19 protein-coding genes and 1 riboswitch are annotated in these 20,781 nt (G+C 59.5%); of the genes, 8 read left to right on the forward strand and 11 right to left on the reverse strand.

The annotated features are described in order from the left end of the window. Nucleotides 1–78 precede the first annotated feature (78 nt). From fba to tkt, 6 genes are all read right to left on the reverse strand, one after another. Complete coding sequence (gene fba / locus ACOYXH_RS23295; RefSeq protein ID WP_007913760.1) at nt 79–1,143, reverse strand: class II fructose-bisphosphate aldolase; 1,065 nt, start codon at nt 1,141–1,143, stop codon at nt 79–81. A 252-nt stretch (nt 1,144–1,395) separates the two neighbouring features. Beyond that, nucleotides 1,396–1,728 (reverse strand): MliC family protein, encoded by a 333-nt coding sequence (locus ACOYXH_RS23300; protein ID WP_008081029.1) that lies wholly within the window; start codon nt 1,726–1,728, stop codon nt 1,396–1,398. A 57-nt stretch (nt 1,729–1,785) separates the two neighbouring features. After that, complete coding sequence (locus ACOYXH_RS23305; RefSeq protein WP_007913756.1) at nt 1,786–2,007, reverse strand: hypothetical protein; 222 nt, start codon at nt 2,005–2,007, stop codon at nt 1,786–1,788. Nucleotides 2,008–2,041: 34 nt separating this feature from the next. After that, nucleotides 2,042–3,205 carry a phosphoglycerate kinase gene (locus ACOYXH_RS23310; protein WP_460409963.1) on the reverse strand — a complete coding sequence of 388 codons (1,164 nt, stop codon included), beginning with the start codon at nt 3,203–3,205 and terminating at the stop codon, nt 2,042–2,044. Between the two features lie 12 nt (nt 3,206–3,217). Beyond that, on the reverse strand, nt 3,218–4,270 hold the full coding sequence (gene epd, locus ACOYXH_RS23315; RefSeq protein WP_460066295.1) for an erythrose-4-phosphate dehydrogenase: 1,053 nt from the start codon (nt 4,268–4,270) through the stop codon (nt 3,218–3,220). A gap of 178 nt (nt 4,271–4,448) precedes the next feature. Further along, entirely contained in the window at nt 4,449–6,446 is a 1,998-nt protein-coding gene (gene tkt, locus ACOYXH_RS23320) for a transketolase (protein ID WP_093429867.1), read from the reverse strand. 259 nt (nt 6,447–6,705) lie between these two features. On the opposite strand from tkt, the gene ACOYXH_RS23325 reads away from it, so the two are divergent. The 4 genes from ACOYXH_RS23325 to ACOYXH_RS23340 all read left to right on the forward strand — a co-directional run bounded on the left by ACOYXH_RS23325 (nt 6,706) and on the right by ACOYXH_RS23340 (nt 11,340). Continuing rightward, complete coding sequence (locus ACOYXH_RS23325; protein ID WP_095049498.1) at nt 6,706–7,701, forward strand: ArsR/SmtB family transcription factor; 996 nt, start codon at nt 6,706–6,708, stop codon at nt 7,699–7,701. A gap of 18 nt (nt 7,702–7,719) precedes the next feature. Next, nucleotides 7,720–8,910: a methionine adenosyltransferase gene (gene metK, locus ACOYXH_RS23330; protein WP_095049497.1), complete on the forward strand. Its 1,191-nt coding sequence runs from the start codon at nt 7,720–7,722 to the stop codon at nt 8,908–8,910. 260 nt (nt 8,911–9,170) lie between these two features. Continuing rightward, the gene (ligB, locus tag ACOYXH_RS23335) at nt 9,171–10,847 is read left to right on the forward strand and encodes an NAD-dependent DNA ligase LigB (RefSeq protein WP_320413596.1); all 1,677 of its coding nucleotides are present in this window, start codon (nt 9,171–9,173) and stop codon (nt 10,845–10,847) included. A 97-nt stretch (nt 10,848–10,944) separates the two neighbouring features. Continuing rightward, on the forward strand, nt 10,945–11,340 hold the full coding sequence (locus tag ACOYXH_RS23340; protein ID WP_095049495.1) for a DUF1090 domain-containing protein: 396 nt from the start codon (nt 10,945–10,947) through the stop codon (nt 11,338–11,340). 78 nt (nt 11,341–11,418) lie between these two features. On the opposite strand, the gene ACOYXH_RS23345 is transcribed toward ACOYXH_RS23340, so the two are convergent. Beyond that, nucleotides 11,419–11,868, reverse strand: a complete 450-nt coding sequence (locus ACOYXH_RS23345) for a c-type cytochrome (protein ID WP_095049494.1) — start codon at nt 11,866–11,868, stop codon at nt 11,419–11,421. Nucleotides 11,869–11,996: 128 nt separating this feature from the next. On the opposite strand from ACOYXH_RS23345, the gene mltA reads away from it, so the two are divergent. After that, the gene (gene mltA / locus ACOYXH_RS23350; RefSeq protein WP_095049493.1) at nt 11,997–13,175 is read left to right on the forward strand and encodes a murein transglycosylase A; all 1,179 of its coding nucleotides are present in this window, start codon (nt 11,997–11,999) and stop codon (nt 13,173–13,175) included. Between the two features lie 120 nt (nt 13,176–13,295). On the opposite strand, the gene ACOYXH_RS23355 is transcribed toward mltA, so the two are convergent. Further along, nucleotides 13,296–13,679 carry an MAPEG family protein gene (locus tag ACOYXH_RS23355; protein WP_008081053.1) on the reverse strand — a complete coding sequence of 128 codons (384 nt, stop codon included), beginning with the start codon at nt 13,677–13,679 and terminating at the stop codon, nt 13,296–13,298. Nucleotides 13,680–13,717: 38 nt separating this feature from the next. Then, nucleotides 13,718–14,551, reverse strand: coding sequence for an EamA family transporter (locus tag ACOYXH_RS23360; protein WP_258708928.1), 834 nt, complete (start codon nt 14,549–14,551; stop codon nt 13,718–13,720). Nucleotides 14,552–14,763: 212 nt separating this feature from the next. Between ACOYXH_RS23360 and ACOYXH_RS23365 the strand changes: the two genes are divergently transcribed. Both ACOYXH_RS23365 and ACOYXH_RS23370 read left to right on the forward strand, forming a co-directional pair. Further along, entirely contained in the window at nt 14,764–15,933 is a 1,170-nt protein-coding gene (locus ACOYXH_RS23365) for an MFS transporter (protein ID WP_095049491.1), read from the forward strand. Between the two features lie 266 nt (nt 15,934–16,199). After that, nucleotides 16,200–17,465, forward strand: coding sequence for a cation:proton antiporter (locus tag ACOYXH_RS23370; protein ID WP_320413597.1), 1,266 nt, complete (start codon nt 16,200–16,202; stop codon nt 17,463–17,465). On the opposite strand, the gene ACOYXH_RS23375 is transcribed toward ACOYXH_RS23370, so the two are convergent. Continuing rightward, nucleotides 17,466–18,353, reverse strand: a complete 888-nt coding sequence (locus ACOYXH_RS23375; RefSeq protein WP_095049489.1) for a formate/nitrite transporter family protein — start codon at nt 18,351–18,353, stop codon at nt 17,466–17,468. A gap of 174 nt (nt 18,354–18,527) precedes the next feature. Continuing rightward, nucleotides 18,528–18,935 carry an acyl-CoA thioesterase gene (locus ACOYXH_RS23380; RefSeq protein ID WP_016984776.1) on the reverse strand — a complete coding sequence of 136 codons (408 nt, stop codon included), beginning with the start codon at nt 18,933–18,935 and terminating at the stop codon, nt 18,528–18,530. A gap of 198 nt (nt 18,936–19,133) precedes the next feature. Further along, nucleotides 19,134–19,232, forward strand: a riboswitch (S-adenosyl-L-homocysteine riboswitch). Nucleotides 19,233–19,255: 23 nt separating this feature from the next. On the opposite strand from ACOYXH_RS23380, the gene ahcY reads away from it, so the two are divergent. Further along, nucleotides 19,256–20,665, forward strand: a complete 1,410-nt coding sequence (ahcY, locus tag ACOYXH_RS23385; protein WP_008083099.1) for an adenosylhomocysteinase — start codon at nt 19,256–19,258, stop codon at nt 20,663–20,665. The last annotated feature ends 116 nt before the right edge of the window (nt 20,666–20,781 follow it).

Below are 20,781 nucleotides of genomic sequence, written 5' to 3' on the forward strand. Positions count from 1 at the left end.
CGATTCTGAGTTGACCATTCCTAATGCACTAAAAAACCGCCCGACGGCGGTTTTTTAGTGCATCTACAACTCGAAGGCTCAGTTAACCTTAGCGTTCAACTCACCCTTCAGATAACGCTGATACATCGCTTCCAGCGAGATCGGTTTGATCTTCGAAGCATTACCGGCAGTACCGAACGCTTCATAACGAGCGATACACACGTCACGCATTGCAGTAACAGTCGCGCCGAAGAATTTACGTGGGTCGAACTCGCTCGGGTTGGTGGCCATCAGGCGACGCATCGCACCGGTGGATGCCAGACGCAGGTCGGTGTCGATGTTGACTTTGCGCACGCCGTACTTGATGCCTTCGACGATTTCTTCAACCGGTACGCCGTAGGTTTCTTTGATGTCGCCGCCGTACTGGTTGATGATCGCCAGCCATTCTTGTGGCACCGACGAGGAACCGTGCATCACCAGGTGGGTGTTCGGGATGCGTTTGTGGATTTCCTTGATGCGGTCGATCGCCAGCACGTCACCGGTTGGTGGCTTGGTGAACTTGTAGGCGCCGTGGCTGGTGCCGATGGCGATGGCCAGGGCATCGACTTGGGTGCGCTTGACGAAGTCAGCGGCTTCTTCCGGGTCGGTCAGCATTTGGCTGTGATCCAGAACGCCTTCAGCGCCGATGCCGTCTTCTTCACCGGCCATGCCGGTTTCCAGCGAACCCAGGCAGCCCAGCTCGCCTTCTACCGAAACGCCGCAGGCGTGAGCCATGGCTACGGTTTGTTGGGTAACGCGGACGTTGTAGTCGTAGTCGGTCGGGGTCTTGCCGTCTTCGCCCAGCGAGCCGTCCATCATCACCGAGCTGAAGCCCAGTTGGATCGAACGCTGGCAGACGTCAGGACTGGTGCCGTGGTCCTGGTGCATGCACACCGGGATGTGCGGGAATTCTTCGATCGCGGCGAGGATCAGGTGACGCAGGAAAGGCGCGCCGGCGTATTTACGGGCGCCGGCCGAAGCCTGAACGATCACCGGGGAGTCAGTCTTGTCAGCGGCTTCCATGATGGCGCGCATCTGCTCAAGGTTGTTGACGTTGAAGGCTGGAACGCCGTAGCCGAATTCGGCTGCGTGGTCCAACATCTGGCGCATGCTGATAAGTGCCATTGTGTGTGTCTCTCCCGGTTGAGGGTCGTTAATCGTGCCAGCCTGCCGGAGCGGCGGCGGCTATTCAAGTGATTGCAGATCGGGGGTTGAGGCCCGGTCTGGTGATTCGATAAAGCCAATTCTTCAGAACTGCGCAGAACCCCTGTAGGAGTGAGCCTGCTCGCGATAGCAATCTTTCAGTCAATATTGCAGCGACTGTCAGGCCGCTATCGCGAGCAGGCTCACTCCTACAATGGGCCTGCGGTGTTGCAATTACTCGGCTTTGCAGCCGCGGCCGATCAGGTCATTGGTGGCGACCCAGTACACCAGGCCTTCCTCTCCCTTGACGTGAAACGCCAGCATGCCGTCGCTGTACAGCGTGCCCGAGGCGCCCGGTTCTTCTTTCAGGCGATAGACCTGATCACCGCCACCCAGTCGAACATCGACTTCCTTCTGGCCGGCATCGGCGTAGCGCCACAGCACTTTGGCCTGGCTGTCGCAGGTCCAGGTGGTCCAGTTGTCCGCCGGGGCAGAAGACTGAAACAGGTTCAACTGCGCGCAACCGCCCAACAATGCCAACGCCGCAATGGCGATCAAGCCTTTCATCCGTGTTCCTCGACTGACAGCACACGCCGCCAGCCCTGAGTTAAAGAGTCAGACCCGTCAAGGACAACCATGTTCCTTGGCCGGGGTTTGCGTCTCGTATTTGTCCAGGCCATCCGGCCCCGAGCGCTTATTCAGCACCGGGTTGGTTTCGGCCTGCCAGTCGGCCTGATAACAGCCCTTCTGCGACTCGCTCGGCGCCGGCGTGGCTTCGGCCTTCGGGTTACTCCCGCAGGCCGCCAGCGTACCGGTCAGCAACAACAGTGCTAACGACTTGACCATGTAAACACTCCTTTGCCTGGCCAAACGGGCGGCCTTAGGCCTTGGCCCGGCTTTCCAGGACTTCTACGGCTGGCAGCACTTTGCCCTCGACGAATTCGAGGAACGCGCCACCACCGGTGGAAATGTAGGAGATTTGCTCAGCCACGCCATATTTATCGATCGCGGCCAGGGTGTCGCCGCCGCCGGCGATGGAGAACGCCGAGCTTTCAGCGATGGCCTGCGCCAGCACTTTGGTGCCGTTGCCGAACTGGTCGAATTCAAACACGCCGACCGGGCCGTTCCACAGAATGGTTTTCGAAGATTTCAGCAGTTCGGCGAAGTTGGCTGCGGTTTGCGGGCCGATGTCCAGAATCATGTCGTCAGCCGCGACGTCAGCGATCAGCTTGACGGTGGCTTCTGCGGTTTCAGCGAATTCTTTGGCAACCACTACGTCAACCGGCAGTGGCACGCTGACTTTGGCAGCGATAGCGCGTGCGGTGTCGAGCAGAACCGGTTCGTACAGCGACTTGCCGACCGGGTGACCGGCCGCCGCGAGGAAGGTGTTGGCGATGCCGCCGCCGACGATCAGTTGATCGCAGATCTGGCTCAGGCTGTTCAGCACGTCGAGTTTGGTCGAGACCTTGGAGCCGGCAACGATGGCCGCCATTGGCTGAGCCGGCGCGCCGAGGGCTTTGCCCAGTGCGTCCAGTTCAGCGGCCAGCAGTGGACCAGCAGCCGCAACCTTGGCGAACTTGGCCACGCCGTGGGTCGAACCTTCGGCGCGGTGAGCGGTGCCGAAAGCGTCCATCACGAACACGTCGCACAGAGCAGCGTATTGCTGGGCCAGTTCGTCAGCGTTCTTTTTCTCGCCTTTGTTGAAGCGCACGTTTTCGAACAGCACGATGTCGCCGGCCTTGACGTCAACGCCGCCCAGGTAATCAGCCACCAGCGGCACTTCACGGCCCAGGGCCTTGCTCAGGTAGTCAGCGACAGGCTTGAGGCTGTTCTCGGCGGAGAACTCGCCTTCGGTCGGACGGCCAAGGTGCGAGCAGACCATCACGGCCGCGCCTTTTTCCAGGGCCAGCTTGATGGTCGGCAGCGAAGCCAGGATTCGCGCATCGCTGGTGACAACACCGTCCTTGACTGGGACGTTGAGGTCTTCGCGGATCAATACGCGCTTACCTTGCAGATCGAGGTCGGACATCTTCAACACGGTCATGGGTCGCACTTCCTACGGTTTTTTTGAAGTTGCTGTTTGCAGATAGTGTTCTGCAACGTCCAGCATTCGGTTGGCAAAACCCCATTCGTTGTCGAACCAGGCCAGGATGTTCACCAGCTTAGGGCCGGAAACACGGGTCTGACTGGCATCGACGATGGCCGAATGTGGGTCATGGTTGAAATCACAGCTAGCGTGCGGCAACTCGGTATAGGCGAGCAGACCTTTGAGCGGGCCGCTGGTGGCGGCTTCGCGCAGGATCCGGTTGACCTCATTGGCATCGGTCGCGGTGGCGGTCTGCATCGTGATGTCGAGGCAGGACACGTTGACCGTCGGCACGCGTACGGCTTTGGCCTGAATTCGCCCGGCAAGTTCCGGCAGCAGGCGCTCGATACCACGCGCCAGACCGGTGGACACCGGGATCACTGACTGGAATGCCGAACGGGTGCGGCGCAGGTCTTCGTGGTGATAGGCGTCGATCACCGGCTGGTCGTTCATTGCCGAGTGAATCGTGGTGATCGACACGTAATCGAGGCCAATGGCCTTGTCGAGCAAGCGCAACAGCGGCACGCCGCAATTGGTCGTACAGGAGGCGTTGGACACCAGCAGTTCGTCGCCGGTCAGGCAATCCTGATTGACGCCGTAAACGATGGTGGCGTCGACATCCGCCTCGCTGGCCATTGGCTGCGAGAACAACACACGTGGCGCGCCAGCGTCGAGAAAACGCTGGCCGTCATCACGGGTGTTATAGGCACCGGAACACTCAAGCACCAGATCGACGCCCAGTGACGCCCAATCGATGCCTTCGGGGGTGGCACTGCGCAGGACCTTCACGCAGTCGCCATTAATATGCAGACAATCGCCTTCTACTCGCACCTCGCCCGGAAAACGGCCGTGAGTGGAGTCGAAGCGTGTCAGGTATTCGATGCTGGCCATGTCCGCCAGATCGTTGATCGCGACAATTTCAAACCCGGCTTTCTCGCCTCGCTCAAACAACGCACGCAAGACGCAACGACCAATGCGGCCGTAGCCGTTGAGTGCAACTTTGAAGGGACGCGGTTGAGGCATGGGGTTCTCGATAGTACGCAGGCAGACGCAATGTTTGTTGCAACACAACCCTTGTGGGAGCTGGCTTGCCAGCGATAGGGCCATTCGCTTCAACATATATGCTGACTGAACGGACGCTATCGCTGGCAAGCCAGCTCCCACAGGGATTGCGGTGACCCTGAGGCCACCGCGCTGTGCCTTAGTCTTCCAGCAGCTCTTCAGCCTGACCGAGGATGTTTTCCAGGGTAAAGCCGAACTCTTCGAACAGGGCCGAAGCTGGAGCCGATTCGCCGTAAGTGGTCATGCCAATCACGCGACCTTCCAGACCCACGTACTTGAACCAGAAGTCGGCGTGTGCCGCTTCGATCGCGATACGCGCGCTGACCTGCAACGGCAGCACGGCTTGCTTATAGCCCGCGTCCTGAGCATCGAACACGCTGGTGCAAGGCATCGAAACCACTCGCACTTTGCGGCCCTGCTCGGTCAGCTTGTCGAAAGCCTGAACCGCCAGACCGACTTCCGAACCGGTGGCGATCAGGATCAGCTCAGGCTCGCCTGCGCAGTCCTTCAGCACGTAACCGCCACGGCTGATGTCGGCAATCTGGCCGGCATCGCGCTCCTGGTGTTGCAGGTTCTGACGCGAGAAGATCAGCGCCGATGGGCCGTCCTTGCGCTCCAGCGCATTTTTCCAGGCCACGGCCGATTCAACGGCATCGGCTGGACGCCAGGTGTCGAGGTTCGGCGTGGTACGCAGGCTGGTCAATTGCTCGATAGGCTGGTGCGTCGGGCCGTCTTCGCCCAGACCGATGGAGTCGTGGGTGTAGACGTGGATGACCTGCTTCTTCATCAGCGCCGACATGCGCACGGCGTTGCGGGCGTATTCCATGAACATCAGGAAGGTCGCGCCGTAAGGCACCAGACCGCCGTGCAGGGTCACGCCGTTCATGATTGCGGTCATGCCGAATTCGCGCACGCCGTAGTACATGTAGTTGCCGCTGGCATCTTCAGCGCTGACGCCCTTGCAACCTTTCCACAGGGTCAGGTTGGAACCGGCCAGGTCAGCCGAACCGCCGAGCAGTTCCGGCAGCAATGGGCCGAACGCGTTCAGGGTGTTCTGGCTGGCTTTACGGCTGGCGATGGTTTCGCCTTTGGCCGCAACTTCAGCGATGTAGGCCGAGGCTTTTTCCGAGAAGTCAGCTGGCAGCTCACCGCTCAGACGACGTACCAACTCGTTGGCTTCGGTCGGGAACGCAGCGGAGTAGGCAGCGAAACGCTGATCCCACTCGGCTTCGGCCGCGCGACCTTTTTCCTTGGCATCCCACTCGGCATAGATGTCGGCCGGGATTTCGAACGGGCCGTGGTTCCAGTTGAGCGCCTGACGGGTCAGCGCGATTTCCGCGTCACCCAGTGGAGCGCCGTGGCAGTCTTCTTTGCCCTGCTTGTTCGGCGAGCCGAAACCGATGGTGGTCTTGCAGCAGATCAGCGTCGGCAGCGGGCTCTTGCGCGCGGTTTCGATGGCAGTCTTGATTTCTTCCGGGTCGTGACCGTCAACGTTGCGGATCACTTGCCAGTTGTAGGCTTCGAAACGCTTCGGCGTGTCATCGGTGAACCAGCCTTCGACTTCGCCGTCGATTGAAATGCCGTTGTCATCGTAGAAAGCGATCAGCTTGCCCAGACCCAGCGTACCGGCCAGGGAAGCGACTTCGTGGGAAATGCCTTCCATCATGCAGCCATCACCCAGGAACACGTAGGTGTGGTGGTCAACGATGTTGTGGTTTGGACGGTTGAACTGCGCTGCCAGGACTTTTTCTGCCAGAGCGAAACCGACGGCGTTGGCCAGACCCTGACCCAATGGGCCGGTGGTGGTTTCAACGCCCGGGGTGTAGCCGAATTCCGGGTGGCCCGGGGTGCGGCTGTGCAGTTGACGGAACTGTTTGAGGTCTTCAATCGACAGGTCGTAACCGGTCAGGTGCAGCAGCGAGTAGATCAACATCGAGCCGTGGCCATTGGACAGCACGAAGCGGTCACGGTCGGCGAACGATGGATTGCTCGGGTTGTGCTTGAGGTAGTCGCGCCAAAGCACTTCGGCGATATCTGCCATACCCATAGGGGCACCGGGATGGCCGCTGTTGGCTTTTTGCACGGCATCCATGCTGAGGGCACGAATGGCGTTGGCACGCTCACGACGGCTAGGCATCGCTGATCTCCTGGGTGTGAATAGATTGAAACGGAAAAAAGGAGGGCATTTTCCCTCACCGGAGCGCCTCGGGGCAATGACAGATAGTCATCCGGAGGCGTTTTTCCAATGGATAGCAGTGGTTTCGGTAGGTGAAACCTTTCCGCTGTTCGTTTGTAGAGTTAACCGTTTCGGGAGAAGTGCCATTTATCGAGCAATATCAAAACTTTTTGATATTGGCCTTGCGATGATTTGCCCCCCTCTCTAGACTGCCAGCCCTATGAACTTACGCGTGCCTTCCATTCGCCATGACGATTGCGACGAGCTGGCGGCCCTGTGCAAGGCCGGCGGCGATCCGCTGCGCCTGAATGTATTGCGCGCGCTGGCCAACGATTCGTTCGGCGTGCTGGAGCTGGCGCAGATTTTCGGCATTGGTCAGTCCGGCATGAGTCATCACCTCAAGGTACTGGCACAAGCCGACCTGGTGGCGACGCGCCGCGAAGGCAACGCGATCTTTTATCGCCGCGCCCTGCCCCACACCGAATTGCTCGGCGGTAAGTTGCACGCTGCATTGTTAGAAGAAGTCGACAATCTGGATCTGCCTGACGACGTGCAAGCGCGCATCGAGCAGGTTCACGGCCAACGTGCCGCGGCTAGTCAGGACTTTTTCACCCGGGTGGCGGAAAAATTCCGTGCCCAGCAAGACTTGATCGCAGGCCTGCCGCAGTACCGTGACAGCGTGCTGGCCCTGCTCGACAAACTGAACTTCGATGGTGCAGCCACGGCCATTGAAGTCGGCCCCGGCGATGGTGCTTTTTTGCCGGAACTGGCGCGTCGCTTCGGCACCGTAACTGCGCTGGACAACAGCCCGGCGATGCTCGAACTGGCTCGCCAGGTATGTGAACGTGAACAGCTGGCTAACGTCAGCCTGCAATTGGCCGATGCATTGAATGGCACAAGCCTTACGGCCGATTGCGTGGTGTTGAACATGGTGTTGCACCATTTCGCCGCGCCGGCCGACGCACTCAAGCATATGGCCAACCTGCTGCAACCGGGCGGTAGCCTGCTCGTGACAGAGTTATGTAGCCACAACCAGAGTTGGGCCAGGGAGGCCTGCGGTGATCTGTGGTTGGGGTTTGAACAGGACGATTTGGCCCGTTGGGCCACCGCTGCGGGACTCGTTCCCGGGGAAAGCCTCTATGTAGGCTTACGTAATGGTTTCCAGATCCAGGTCCGCCATTTTCAGCGACCGGCTGGCGACACTCACCATCGGTAAATTCAGGAAAACATCGAGATGAGCGAATACTCCCTCTTCACCTCCGAGTCCGTGTCCGAAGGACATCCGGACAAAATCGCCGACCAGATTTCCGATGCGGTGCTGGACGCCATTATTGCCCAGGACAAACACGCACGCGTTGCCGTGGAAACCCTGGTCAAGACCGGCGTGGCCATCGTTGCCGGTGAAGTGACCACCAGCGCCTGGGTCGACCTGGAGCAGATCGTCCGTGACGTCATCTGCGACATCGGTTACACCAGTTCCGAAGTCGGCTTCGACGGCGCGACTTGCGGCGTGATGAACATCATTGGCAAGCAGTCCCCAGACATCAACCAGGGTGTTGACCGTGCCAAGCCTGAAGATCAGGGCGCCGGCGACCAGGGCCTGATGTTCGGCTACGCCAGCAACGAAACCGAAGTGCTGATGCCAGCGCCGATCACCTTCTCGCACCAGTTGGTGCAGCGCCAGGCCGAAGCCCGTAAATCGGGTCTGCTGCCTTGGCTGCGCCCGGACGCCAAGTCGCAAGTGACTTGCCGTTACGAAGGCGGCAAGGTTGTCGGTATCGACGCCGTTGTTCTGTCGACCCAGCACAACCCTGAAGTGTCGTACAAAGACCTGCGCGAAGGCGTGATGGAGCTGATCGTCAAGCACGTGCTGCCTGCCGAACTGCTGAGCAAAGACACCCAGTTCCACATCAACCCGACCGGCCAGTTCATCATTGGCGGCCCGGTAGGTGACTGCGGTCTGACCGGTCGCAAGATCATCGTCGACAGCTACGGCGGCATGGCCCGTCACGGCGGCGGCGCATTCTCCGGTAAAGATCCATCGAAGGTTGACCGTTCGGCGGCCTACGCTGGCCGTTACGTGGCCAAGAACATCGTCGCGGCCGGCCTGGCCGAGCGTTGCGAGATTCAGGTTTCCTACGCGATCGGCGTGGCTCAGCCTACCTCGATCTCGCTGAACACCTTCGGCACCGGCAAGATCAGCGATGACAAGATCATCAAACTGGTGCGTGAAGTGTTCGACCTGCGTCCATACGCAATCACCACCATGCTCGATCTGCTGCACCCGATGTACCAGGAAACTGCAGCGTACGGCCACTTCGGTCGCGCGCCAGAGACCAAGACCGTTGGCGAAGACACCTTCACCACGTTCACCTGGGAAAAAACCGACCGCGCCGACGCCCTGCGTTCTGCTGCTGGTCTGTAAGACTCCCTGGCGGTACAAAAAAGCCCCGCACGGTTCGCCCCGTGCGGGGCTTTTTCATGCCTGAAACCGGGAGTTCAACTCAGAACGCTCAGGTCGATGCATATCCAACAAACCACTCGGTCAGTCCCCTCTCCCCCCGGGAGAGGGTTAGGGTGAGGGGCTGTTTTCACGGCCCAGAAACAAGCCGTAAAACACCCTTCCGGCGGAGTAAATATCTTCGCCTAACCTTCAAGCATTCCCCTTGAGCAAGGACGCTCACGATGCTTGCCACGCTGCGCCTGTTATTTATTTTCCTGCTGATGCCCGCAACATTCAGCGCGCAAGCCACCTGCCCAAACTGGCCCGCTGCACACGCCCAACGCGAAATCACCGCCCTGCAAAACCAGATCAATCAATGGGACGACGCCTACCACCGCGAAGGCCGCTCACTGATTGCCGACGAACTCTACGACCAATCCCTTGCGCAACTGAACGATTGGCGAGCGTGTTTCAAAGTGCCCTCGCCACCCGATCCTTTGCACACAGTTTCAGGCTCAAACGCGCACCCCATCGCCCATACCGGCCTGGATAAAATCCACAAAGATGAGGCCGTGGAGGCCTGGCTACATGATCGCAAGGATGTCTGGATACAACCCAAGATCGACGGCGTCGCAGTAACGCTGATTTATCGCGCGGGCGTTTTGCAACAGGTCATCAGTCGCGGTGACGGGGTTCGCGGGCAAGACTGGACGCCATCAGCACAGAAGATCGGCGCCATTCCTCAACACCTGACACAACCGCTGGATATGCTGGTGCAGGGCGAACTCTATTGGCGCTTGAACGAGCACGTGCAAGCTCGATCCGGCAGCGTTAACGCTCGCTCCACCGTCGCGGGACTGATGGGACGCAAAACCCTGGATGCCGCGCAAGCCGCCGGTATCGGACTGTTCGTCTGGGACTGGCCACAAGGCCCAGCGCAATTGCCCGAGCGAATCGCCACGTTGGCGACGCTGGGTTTCGCCACAATTGAACCGTACAGTCATCCTGTCGCCGACTTTGCTGCAGCACAGAAATGGCGCGATCACTGGTATCGCTCACCCCTGCCCTTTGCCACTGACGGCGTGGTACTGCGCCAGAGCCAACGACCACGCGCCGAACGCTGGCAGGCTCGCGCTCCGTATTGGGCAGTTGCGTGGAAGTATCCTTTTGCTCAAGCGCTGGCCGAAGTGCGCAAGGTCAACTTCAAGATCGGGCGCACCGGGCGCATCACGCCAGTACTCGAACTCAAACCCGTCATGCTCGATGACCGGGAAATCAAACGGGTCAGCGCCAGTTCCTTCAAACGCTGGCAAGACCTGGATATCCGCCCCGGCGACCAAGTGGCAATCAGCCTCGCCGGCCTGACCATTCCACGGCTCGACAGCGTGGTGCTGCGCGCCGCCGAACGCCCAGACCTCAACATCCCCAACGCCGACGACTTCCACGCATTGAGTTGCTGGCAACCCTCGCCCGGCTGCGAAAGCCAGTTTCTCGCTCGCCTGACCTGGCTCAGTGGCAAACAAGGGCTGGCGCTGCAACATGTCGGTCGTGGCACTTGGGAGAAACTTCTCGAAACACGCCGCGTGAACAACCTGCTGGATTGGTTGACCCTCGACGCACCGGAGCTTGCTAACATTGCCGGCTTTGGCGAGCGCAGCAGCGAACGCCTGATGAACAGCTTTCACAGCGCCCGCCAGCGACCGTTCACTCAATGGCTCAAAGCCTTGGGCTTGCCGCCAACCGGTCAGGCACAACTGCCTGATTCATGGCAGGCGCTGGCACAACGAGACACCGAACAATGGCAGGCAGAACCCGGTATCGGCCCCGGTCGCGCAGCGCAATTGAGCGCCTTCTTCCGCGCCCCGCAGGTGTTAGCCTTGAGCGATACCTTGCGGACCGCCGGCATCGACGGTTTCTGAGCACGCAATCCCGGTACCCCGGGAACCCAACCACCACCGAGGCGCTCCAACAGCGCAGTGCCGCCCCGACCCGATTGCCTTTGCACATGGAGCTTTTATGAAATTTCTCGCACCGCTCGCCATGCTGACCCTTTGTGGCGTGATGGCCACCCCTGTCATGGCCGACGAAGACGCCCCGGGCCTGACCGGTTGCGCGGCCAAGAAGCAAGGCATCATGAACCAGATCGAACAGGCCAAGTCGCGCGGCAACGCTGATCAGCAGGCAGGCCTGGAAACTGCCCTGCGTGAGGTGACCGAACACTGCACCGACGCGGGCCTGAAGAAAGAACGCGAAAACAAGGTGCTCGACGCCAAGCACGAAGTGAGCAAGCGCCAGGCTGATCTCGACAAGGCGATGAAGAAAGGCGATCCAGAGAAGATCAACAAGCGCAAAGACAAACTCGCCGAATCGCGCAAAGAACTTCAGGACGCGCTGGACGAAATCGATAAGTAAAAATCAATAGATCGCAGCCTGCGGCAGCTCCTATATTGATCAGGGTAGGAGCTGCCGCAGGCTGCGATCTTTTAAATATCAATGATCGCGAAACTGTTTATGACAAGCGCTGCAGGCATCTTCGACTTTCTGCACCGCAGGCCCGAGGTTGCTGGCCTTGTACGGTTGAATCTGACTGGCAATCACCAATTCACCGGTGGCAGCTTCGAGAGTGCGGGCCATTTCCTGAAACTTCGCCTGCTTCTGCCAGACATCGTCCTTGGCGCTGGTGTGATCTTCTTCGCGAACCTGCGGGAAATGCTTCCACGGCTCATGGGACAACGCATTGAGTTTGACCGCGCCTTCGGCGAACTTCGGCCCGTCGAACGGGATGCGTCCACGCAACATACCGCCGAGGTCTTCACCAGTCTTGAGCATCTGTTTGAAAATGGCCTTGCGCTGGCCCAGTGGAGAATTCGGATCGACACCGCCACAGGCGGACAAGGTCAGACAGGCCAGCAATACAACAGAAATGCTTTTAAGAGTCATGGTGGCTTCAGGTCACGGAATTCGGCGGCCAGTATCCTCGCGTCACCGCCAAACACCAATAGCCCTATTAAAAATACGGGTTGTTCGAGCGCATGGAGCACTCGGTCAACCGGCACAGGAATTACTCCATGAACAGCCCTTTCAAGGCCTGGCGTCACCCGCTGATCGCATCCCTGCCTCTAATGGCGATTCTCGCTGGCTGCACCGGCGGTGATAGCGCCAAACCAAAAACCCACGCACTGGCCACTTATTCCAGCGCCACCTGGGAAGCACTGCCGGCAGTATCCGATAGCGATCTGGTCGCCGGTTTCGGTTCGTGGCGTAGCGCCTGCACCCGACTCAAAGCTGATGCCGTATGGGGCTCCACCTGCGCCGCTGCGGCCAACGTACCGCAAAGTGCTGGCGAGATTCGCGCTTTCCTTAAGCAAAACCTCGACGTTTACGGCCTGCGCGCTGAAAACGACAACCCCAACGGTTTGATCACCGGTTACTACGAACCGGTCTACCCCGGCAGCCTGACGCCCACCGACACGGCCAATGTGCCGGTGTACGGCGTGCCCGAAGACATGATCATTGTCTCGCTGGACAGCATTTACCCGGAGCTGAAAGGCAAACGCTTGCGCGGCCGCCTCGAAGGTCGCGTGCTCAAGCCTTACGACGATGCCGCCACTATTGAATCCAAAGGTGTAAAAGCCCCGGTGGTTGCCTACCTGACCGACCCGATGAATCTGCAATTCCTGCAGATCCAGGGTTCCGGGCGAATTCAGACCGATGACGGCAAACAGTTGCGCATCGCGTACGCCGATCAGAACGGCCATCCGTATCGCCCAATCGGGCGCTGGCTGGTCGAGCAAGGCGAGCTGAAGAAAGAAGACGTGACCATGAGCGCGATCAGCAACTGGGCCAAGGCCAATCCTTCGCGCATTCCGGAACTGCTGGGCAGCAACCCGAGCTACGTGTTCTTCACGCGCAACCCGGACAGCAATGAAGGCCCGCGCGGTTCGCTGAACGTGCCGTTGACTGCCGGTTATAGCGCGGCAGTGGATCGCAAGGTGATTCCGTTGGGCAGCCTGCTGTGGCTGTCGACGACAAAACCGGATGGCACGGCACTGGTTCGCCCGGTGGCGGCACAAGATACCGGAGGTGCGATTGCTGGCGAAGTGCGGGCGGATCTGTTCTGGGGCACCGGTGATGCGGCCGGACAACTGGCCGGGGACATGAAACAGCAGGGGCAGATCTGGATGCTTTGGCCCAAAGGCGCAGCGCTGCCGCAAGTGCCGCAGGTGGCTGATACAGAGAAGAAGTAACCCTTGGAATCTGCTGAGGTAATCAGATAGCTATCGCGAGCAGGCTCACTCCTACAGGGGAACGCATTCCTAATTTAGGAGTGAGTCTGCTCGCGATGAGGCCATCAGCAACACCGATAATCAAACAGACACAAAGAAGAACGAAGCAATCAACCCCATCCCCACAAACCACACCAGCGAGCGCAAGATCGCCCAGTCCGCCAGGTAGCAAATGATGTAAAGCAGGCGACTGGTGATAAACAGCACCGCCAGCACATTGACCGTTACCAGTTCCGCCGTCCCAACCAGGTGCGCAACAATCACTGCCGCCGCAAATGCCGGCGTCACTTCAAAGCTGTTCATCTGCGCGGCATGCGCACGCCTCGCCACGCCGTTGAGACTTTCGAGAAAGTCGCGCGGATCGTGGTTATCACTCAGCCGGTAGCCGCCCACGGCTTTCGCCACGCCGGTGCAGATATACGGCAGAAAAATCGCAATCAACACACACCACAGAGCCACCGTCATAACGCCGTCCTTTTTCGAGTTATAGAGTTCGCGAGCAGTCAGAACTTCATTACCAGCATGCCGATCAGTACCAGCCCACAGGCTAAGAGCCGCGGCCGGCCAAAAGGTTCTTTGAGGTAGCGCATACCGAACAGCACCACCAGAATTACGCTGATCTCGCGCAATGCCGCCGCTTCCGCAATCGAACCCAACTGCATCGCCCACAGCACCAGAGCGTAGCTGGCCAATACGCAGAAGCCCACCGCCAACCCCAGCTTCCATTGCTCACGCCAGAACAACATGAACGCCGGACGCTTGGCGACCCATGCCAACAGCGGAAACGGCCAGGCGCTGAGCAGCGTGACCCAGACCAGATAATCCAAAGGATGGGACCAGCGCCGCAACGCCTGGCCATCGATGTAGGTGTAGCAACCGATACACAGGCCGATCAGCGCCACCACCGGCAACATCGACCATGGCAAATGCTTGCCACCGCCACCCTGCCACAGCAGGCAAACCATGCCCAACGGAATCAGCATGATGCCGAATATCTGCTGGGTGGTGAGCACCTCTCCGGCGAAGATCAGGGTCAACGCCAACACCACCAATGGCGACAAGCCGCGCATCAGTGGATAGACCAACCCGAGATCGCCGACCCGATACGCCTGAATCAGCAGGTAGCGATACAGCAATTCAAACGCTGCCGACGCCAGAATCCATGGCCAGATTTCCATGGGCGGCAGGCTCACGAATGGTAACGCGATGGCGACGACCAGCAGCGCCACGCTGTCCATGCACGCCACCACCAGCAACCGTTCGGCGCTGAACTTGATTAACGTATTCCACGTCGCATGCAACAGCGCCGCCATCAATACCAAAGCTGTCGCCAGCACATTCCACTCCTTGTTGTTGTTAGCGAGCCAATTAGTCAGATTATTGATTCGCGATGTGTCAGCAGCTGTTTATACTGCAAGCGACCACGCCGCACTCAGTTGCGCACAGAAAAATACCAATAATTCCTGCCTGCCCTGCTCTCATTCGAAAGCGGTCGTCGGCCTGCGTATGCCTGATCAAAGCGTCAAGACTACCGACAGAGACCTTGCGCATGCCACTCGCCTTGCTTGCACTCGCTGTTGCCGCGTTCGGCATCGGCACCACCGAATTCGTCATCATGGGCCTGCTGCCCGACGTCGCCCGGGACCTCTCCGTGAGCATTCCCCATGCGGGCCTGCTGATTACCGGCTACGCCCTGGGCGTGGTGTTCGGCGCCCCGATCCTGGCGATCGGCACCGCGAACATGCCGCGCAAAGCGACGCTGTTGGGAATGACGCTGATGTTCATCCTTGGCAACGTGCTCTGCGCACTCGCGCCGAACTACGCGACGCTGATGGCCGCTCGCGTGGTCACCGCGCTGTGCCACGGCGCGTTCTTCGGCATTGGCTCGGTGGTTGCCGCCGGGCTGGTCGCACCGAACAAACGCGCGCAGGCGATTGCAATGATGTTCACCGGCCTGACCTTGGCCAACGTTCTCGGCGTGCCGCTGGGCACGGCGCTCGGACAGTATGCCGGCTGGCGCTCGACGTTCTGGGCGGTGTCGGTGATTGGTGTGATTGCGGCGCTCGCGCAATGGTTGTGGCTGCCAAAACACATCCCCATGGACAAGGCCAACCTCGCCAGCGAATTCAAGGTACTGGGTAAGGTCAACGTGTTGCTGGCTCTAGGCATGAGTGTGCTCGCGTCGACCAGTCTGTTCAGTGTGTTCACTTACATCGCGCCGATCCTGCAGGACATCACCGGCGTCAGCCCGCATGGCGTGACGGTGATGTTGCTGTTGTTCGGCGTCGGCTTGACCGGTGGCAGCATGCTCGGCGGGCGCCTGGCGGATAGCCGTTTGTTGCCGTCGCTGGTTGGTGTGGCCTTGGCGGTGGTGGTGATTCTGGCGGCGTTCAGTCAGACCAGTCGCTCGGTGGTGCCAGCGGCAATCACGCTGGTGCTGTGGGGGATTTTCGCTTTTGCGCTGTGCCCGATTCTGCAACTGCTGATCATCGATCAGGCCCATGAAGCACCGAACCTGGGCTCGACGCTGAACCAGAGTGCATTCAACCTTGGCAACGCAGCGGGTGCGTGGATCGGCGGGCTGGTGGTGGCCAGTGGCGCGGATCTGGCGGACTTGCCGTGGACGGGGGCGCTGGTCGGTGTATTGACGGTGCTGACGGCGCTGTTTTTCATCTATCTGCAACGTCGCGAAGCGGCTGCGGTCAATGTGTCCGGCTAGCCCTCACCCTAACCCTCTCCCAGAGGGAGAGGGGACTGCCGGGGGATGCTTCAGAAGTACGCCGACCTGAACGCGCATTGCCGAATCCATAATCGACTCGGTTATTCAGGTCGATGCATGCCGCAAGACAATAAGGTCGGCTCCCTCTCCCTCCGGGAGAGGGCTGGGGTGAGGGAAGCTTGTGCCCTCTGTCGCTCTCAGCCCATCAAACCCCTGCGCCCAAGCATCGGGCGCGCTCCACTCACCCCTCATCCAAAGGACCCCGGATGCTTGAACTTGTCGCCGCTTTCATCTGCCTCACCACCCTCCTCACCTTCGTCAATTTCCGCTTCATCGGCCTGCCGCCGACCATCGGCGTGATGGTCACCGCGCTACTGTTCTCGCTGATCCTGCAAGGCCTGAGCGTGCTCGGTTACCCCGGTCTCGAAGAACGCGTGCAGCAACTGATTGGCCAGATCGACTTCGGCGATCTGCTGATGAACTGGATGCTCTCGTTCCTGCTGTTCGCCGGCGCCCTGCACGTCAACCTCAATGATTTGCGCAGCTACCGCTGGCCCATCGGCCTGCTGGCGACCTTCGGCGTGTTGATTGCCACCACGGTGATCGGCAGTCTCGCCTATTACATTTTTGCCCTGTTCGGCTGGCCCGTGAGTTTCCTGTACTGCCTGTTGTTCGGCGCGTTGATTTCGCCAACCGACCCGATCGCGGTGCTCGGCGTGCTGCGTACCGCCAATGCCTCGAAACCGCTGAAAACCACCATCGTCGGCGAGTCGCTGTTCAACGACGGCACGGCCGTGGTGGTGTTCACCGTGTTGCTGGGCATCGCCCAACTCGGCGAAACCCCGACCATCAGCGCCACCGCGATGTTGTTCGTTCACGAAGCGATTGGCGGCGTGCTGTTTGGCGGCCTGATCGGTTATCTGGTTTATCGAATGATCAAAAGCGTCGAGCAGCATCAAATCACCGTGATGCTGACGCTGGCGCTGGTCATTGGTGGTTCGGCGATGTCTACCGAGATTCACGTTTCCGCACCGATTGCGATGGTGGTCGCCGGTCTGATCATCGGTAACGTCGGGCGCAATCTGGCGATGAATGACATGACCCGTCGTTATCTGGACGGTTTCTGGGAATTGCTCGATGACATGCTCAACGCGCTGCTGTTCGCGCTGATCGGCATGGAGCTGTTGCTGCTGCCATTCAACTGGTTGCACATGGCCGCGGCAGGTTTGTTGGCGGTGGCGATTCTGCTGTCGCGCCTGCTCACTGTGGCCCCGGCGATTCTGCTGCTGCGCCGTTGGCGGACGGTGCCGGCCGGCACCATCCGGATTCTGACCTGGGGCGGTTTGCGCGGCGGTGTTTCGGTGGCACTGGCCCTGGCCCTGCCGCTGGGTCCGGAGCGCGATCTGCTGCTGAGCATCACCTATATCGTGGTGCTGTCGTCGATCCTGTTGCAGGGCCTGACCATCGGCAAACTGGTCAAGTACGCAACTCGCAACGAGCCCGTGACCATCAGCGAAGCCGCTCACCACTGATCATTTTTTGATCTCCTGCGGATCAGGTTTCCCGGCCTGATCCGCCGTTTCCTTCGGCGCGCCGCTCTCGCTGCGGATCTGCGCATGGCTGATCAGCGCAAAGATAAAGCTGCCGCCAATGATATTCCCCGCCAGCGTGGGGCCTGCGAATACCGCCCAGAAATCACTCCACGGCAATTCGCCGGCGAACACCAGATACGAGACCTCCGCCGAACCCACCACGATGTGAGTGAAGTCGCCGAGCGCCATCAGGTAGGTGATAAGGATGATGATCCACATCTTCGCGCTCTCCATGGACGGGATCATCCAGACCATGGTGGCGATCATCCAGCCGGAAACGATGCCCTTGGCGAACATCTGGCTGGCGTGGTTTTCCATGACCTTGCGACCGATTTCGAGGAAAGCTTGATCGGTTTTGGTGTCGAAGATCGGCAATTCGAGCATCACGTACGCGACCAGAATCGTCCCGCACAGATTACCGACCAAAACCACTGTCCACAGGCGGATCAACCGGCCGAAATTTTGCAGGGTCGGCTTGGTCATGACCGGCAATACGGCGGTCAAGGTGTTTTCGGTGAACAGTTGCTGGCGGGCGAGGATCACTGCGAGAAAACCCGCGCAGTAGCCGAAACTGGCGATCACCTTGAATTCGTCACCGTCGGGCAGGCGCGAGTTGAGCAGGCCCATGCCCATCAGTGACAGGCCCATGGTCAACCCGGCCGCCAGCGCCGACCACCAGAGTGCGGCGATACTGCGCTCCAGTTCCTGATCGCCTTGGCTGCGGATGATTTCGTGCAGGACAGCCGCGCGGGGCGGCTGGTTTTTCTCGACTTCGTGCTGTTCTTTGGCCGAGAGGTCGGGGGTCTTGCCGTCGGTGGGAGTGGTCATGGCGTGGGAACCGTGGGGGTGGTGTTTACCTACGACCCCGGCGGTTCATGGCTGTTCAGTGGGCAGATGATTCTTCGCTGACTGAACAACCGCTTTCGCGAGCAGGCTCGCTCCCACAGGTACAGCGTGATCCTTGTGGGAGCGAGCCTGCTCGCGAAGAAAGCGCCGCCGATGTCACTTGGTAACTAACTCATCTTCCTGGAACTGATCTTTCACATATTTGATTTCAGTGCGCCCGTGCGGTGCGGGCAAGCCGTCTTCGCCCAGATTCACGAAAACCATCTTCTCAACCGTCAGAATACTCTTGCGGGTGATTTTGTTGCGCACTTCGCAGGTCAGGGTGATCGAGGTGCGGCCGAACTCGGTGGCAGTGATACCCAGTTCGATGATGTCGCCCTGGCGCGAGGCGCTGACGAAGTTGATTTCGGAAATGTACTTGGTCACCACGCGCTGATTGCCCAACTGGACGATCGCGTAAATCGCCGCTTCTTCGTCGATCCAGCGCAACAGGCTGCCACCGAACAGGGTGCCGTTGGGGTTGAGGTCTTCGGGTTTTACCCATTTGCGGGTGTGGAAATTCATCTTCACTCCTGAGTGTCTTACCGAACGATGGACGGTATCTTGGCAGACTGAGCGGTCAGGCTCCATGCAGCTACGACTATGGTCGCCATTAACGATCTTCATCTGGCCGACAGAAACCCTTTGGAAGATCAGTCTAGACAGCTATAATCGCCCCCGTTTCAAAACGGTAACGTTCACTTGCTACCGTTTTCCCGCCACCTGTCCGAGGGGCGCTGCAGCAGGTTCAACCTGTCAGGCTCGGATGGGGCGTTGACTGGCTCAGGCCGGACACTAAACGCACAACGGCGCCCATTCGCATACATTACGAATGGAGGCTCTTCATGAGCGCTGTTATCACGCCTGCAGATTTTAACGATTACAAAGTTGCCGACATGTCCCTGGCTGCCTGGGGCCGTCGCGAAACCATCATCGCCGAATCGGAAATGCCGGCCCTGATGGGTCTGCGTCGCAAGTACTCCGGCGAACAGCCGTTGAAAGGCGCCAAGATCCTCGGCTGCATCCACATGACCATTCAGACTGCCGTGCTGATCGAAACCCTGGTTGCCCTGGGTGCCGAAGTACGCTGGTCGTCCTGCAACATTTTCTCGACTCAGGATCAGGCTGCTGCCGCTATCGCTGCTGCCGGTATCCCGGTTTTCGCCTGGAAAGGCGAAACTGAAGAAGAGTACGAGTGGTGCCTGGAGCAGACCATCCTGAAGGATGGCCAGCCATGGGACGCCAACATGATCCTCGACGACGGCGGCGACCTGACTCAGCTGCTGCACGACAAGTACCCACAAGTACTGGATCGCGTTCACGGCGTGACCGAAGAAACCACCACCGGCGTACACCGTCTGCTGGACATGCTGGCCAAGGGCGAGCTGAAAATCCCGGCCATCAACGTCAACGACTCGGTGACCAAGTCCAAGAACGACAACAAGTACGGCTGCCGTCACAGCCTGAACGACGCGATCAAGCGTGGTACCGACCACCTGCTGTCCGGCAAGCAAGCGCTGGTCATCGGTTACGGTGACGTGGGCAAGGGTTCGGCTCAGTCGCTGCGTCAGGAAGGCATGATCGTTAAAGTCTCCGAAGTTGACCCGATCTGCGCCATGCAAGCATGCATGGACGGTTTCGAACTGGTTTCGCCGTTCATCGACGGTATCAACGACGGTTCCGAAGCGAGCATCGACAAAGCGCTGCTGGGCAAGATCGACCTGATCGTGACCACCACCGGTAACGTCAATGTTTGCGACGCGAACATGCTCAAAGCCCTGAAGAAGCGCGCTGTTGTCTGCAACATCGGTCACTTCGACAACGAAATCGACACCGCTTTCATGCGCAAGAACTGGGCATGGGAAGAAGTGAAGCCGCAGGTACACAAGATCCACCGTACCGGCGCTGGTGCTTTCGACGCGCAGAACGACGACTACCTGATCCTGCTGGCCGAAGGCCGTCTGGTAAACCTGGGTAACGCCACTGGCCACCCAAGCCGCATCATGGACGGTTCGTTCGCCAACCAGGTGCTGGCGCAGATCTTCCTGTTCGGCCAGAAGTACGCCGACCTGTCGCCAGCCCAGAAAGCCGAGCGTCTGACCGTTGAAGTACTGCCGAAGAAACTTGACGAAGAAGTGGCCCTGGAAATGGTTCGCGGCTTCGGCGGCGTGGTCACGCAACTGACCAAGCAACAGGCTGACTACATCGGCGTGACCGTCGAAGGCCCGTTCAAGCCGCACGCTTACCGCTACTAACAGGCGCTTGCTCGCTCTCCCTGTGGGAGCGAGCCTGCTCGCGAAGGCGTCTCAACGTTCAACATCCGTGTTGTCCGACCCAGCGCTTTCGCGAGCAGGCTCGCTCCCACACGGGA

It is taken from the genome of Pseudomonas sp. Mb7 (assembly GCF_054790525.1).

Bases quoted from the DNA above. Each gene is read 5' to 3' on its own strand.
- fba (WP_007913760.1), bottom strand. From the start codon at position 1,143: ATGGCACTTATCAGCATGCGCCAGATGTTGGACCACGCAGCCGAATTC.
- ACOYXH_RS23300 (WP_008081029.1), bottom strand. From the start codon at position 1,728: ATGAAAGGCTTGATCGCCATTGCGGCGTTGGCATTGTTGGGCGGTTGC.
- ACOYXH_RS23305 (WP_007913756.1), bottom strand. From the start codon at position 2,007: ATGGTCAAGTCGTTAGCACTGTTGTTGCTGACCGGTACGCTGGCGGCC.
- ACOYXH_RS23310 (WP_460409963.1), bottom strand. From the start codon at position 3,205: ATGACCGTGTTGAAGATGTCCGACCTCGATCTGCAAGGTAAGCGCGTA.
- epd (WP_460066295.1), bottom strand. From the start codon at position 4,270: ATGCCTCAACCGCGTCCCTTCAAAGTTGCACTCAACGGCTACGGCCGC.
- tkt (WP_093429867.1), bottom strand. From the start codon at position 6,446: ATGCCTAGCCGTCGTGAGCGTGCCAACGCCATTCGTGCCCTCAGCATG.
- ACOYXH_RS23325 (WP_095049498.1), top strand. From the start codon at position 6,706: ATGAACTTACGCGTGCCTTCCATTCGCCATGACGATTGCGACGAGCTG.
- metK (WP_095049497.1), top strand. From the start codon at position 7,720: ATGAGCGAATACTCCCTCTTCACCTCCGAGTCCGTGTCCGAAGGACAT.
- ligB (WP_320413596.1), top strand. From the start codon at position 9,171: ATGCTTGCCACGCTGCGCCTGTTATTTATTTTCCTGCTGATGCCCGCA.
- ACOYXH_RS23340 (WP_095049495.1), top strand. From the start codon at position 10,945: ATGAAATTTCTCGCACCGCTCGCCATGCTGACCCTTTGTGGCGTGATG.
- ACOYXH_RS23345 (WP_095049494.1), bottom strand. From the start codon at position 11,868: ATGACTCTTAAAAGCATTTCTGTTGTATTGCTGGCCTGTCTGACCTTG.
- mltA (WP_095049493.1), top strand. From the start codon at position 11,997: ATGAACAGCCCTTTCAAGGCCTGGCGTCACCCGCTGATCGCATCCCTG.
- ACOYXH_RS23355 (WP_008081053.1), bottom strand. From the start codon at position 13,679: ATGACGGTGGCTCTGTGGTGTGTGTTGATTGCGATTTTTCTGCCGTAT.
- ACOYXH_RS23365 (WP_095049491.1), top strand. From the start codon at position 14,764: ATGCCACTCGCCTTGCTTGCACTCGCTGTTGCCGCGTTCGGCATCGGC.
- ACOYXH_RS23370 (WP_320413597.1), top strand. From the start codon at position 16,200: ATGCTTGAACTTGTCGCCGCTTTCATCTGCCTCACCACCCTCCTCACC.
- ACOYXH_RS23375 (WP_095049489.1), bottom strand. From the start codon at position 18,353: ATGACCACTCCCACCGACGGCAAGACCCCCGACCTCTCGGCCAAAGAA.
- ACOYXH_RS23380 (WP_016984776.1), bottom strand. From the start codon at position 18,935: ATGAATTTCCACACCCGCAAATGGGTAAAACCCGAAGACCTCAACCCC.
- ahcY (WP_008083099.1), top strand. From the start codon at position 19,256: ATGAGCGCTGTTATCACGCCTGCAGATTTTAACGATTACAAAGTTGCC.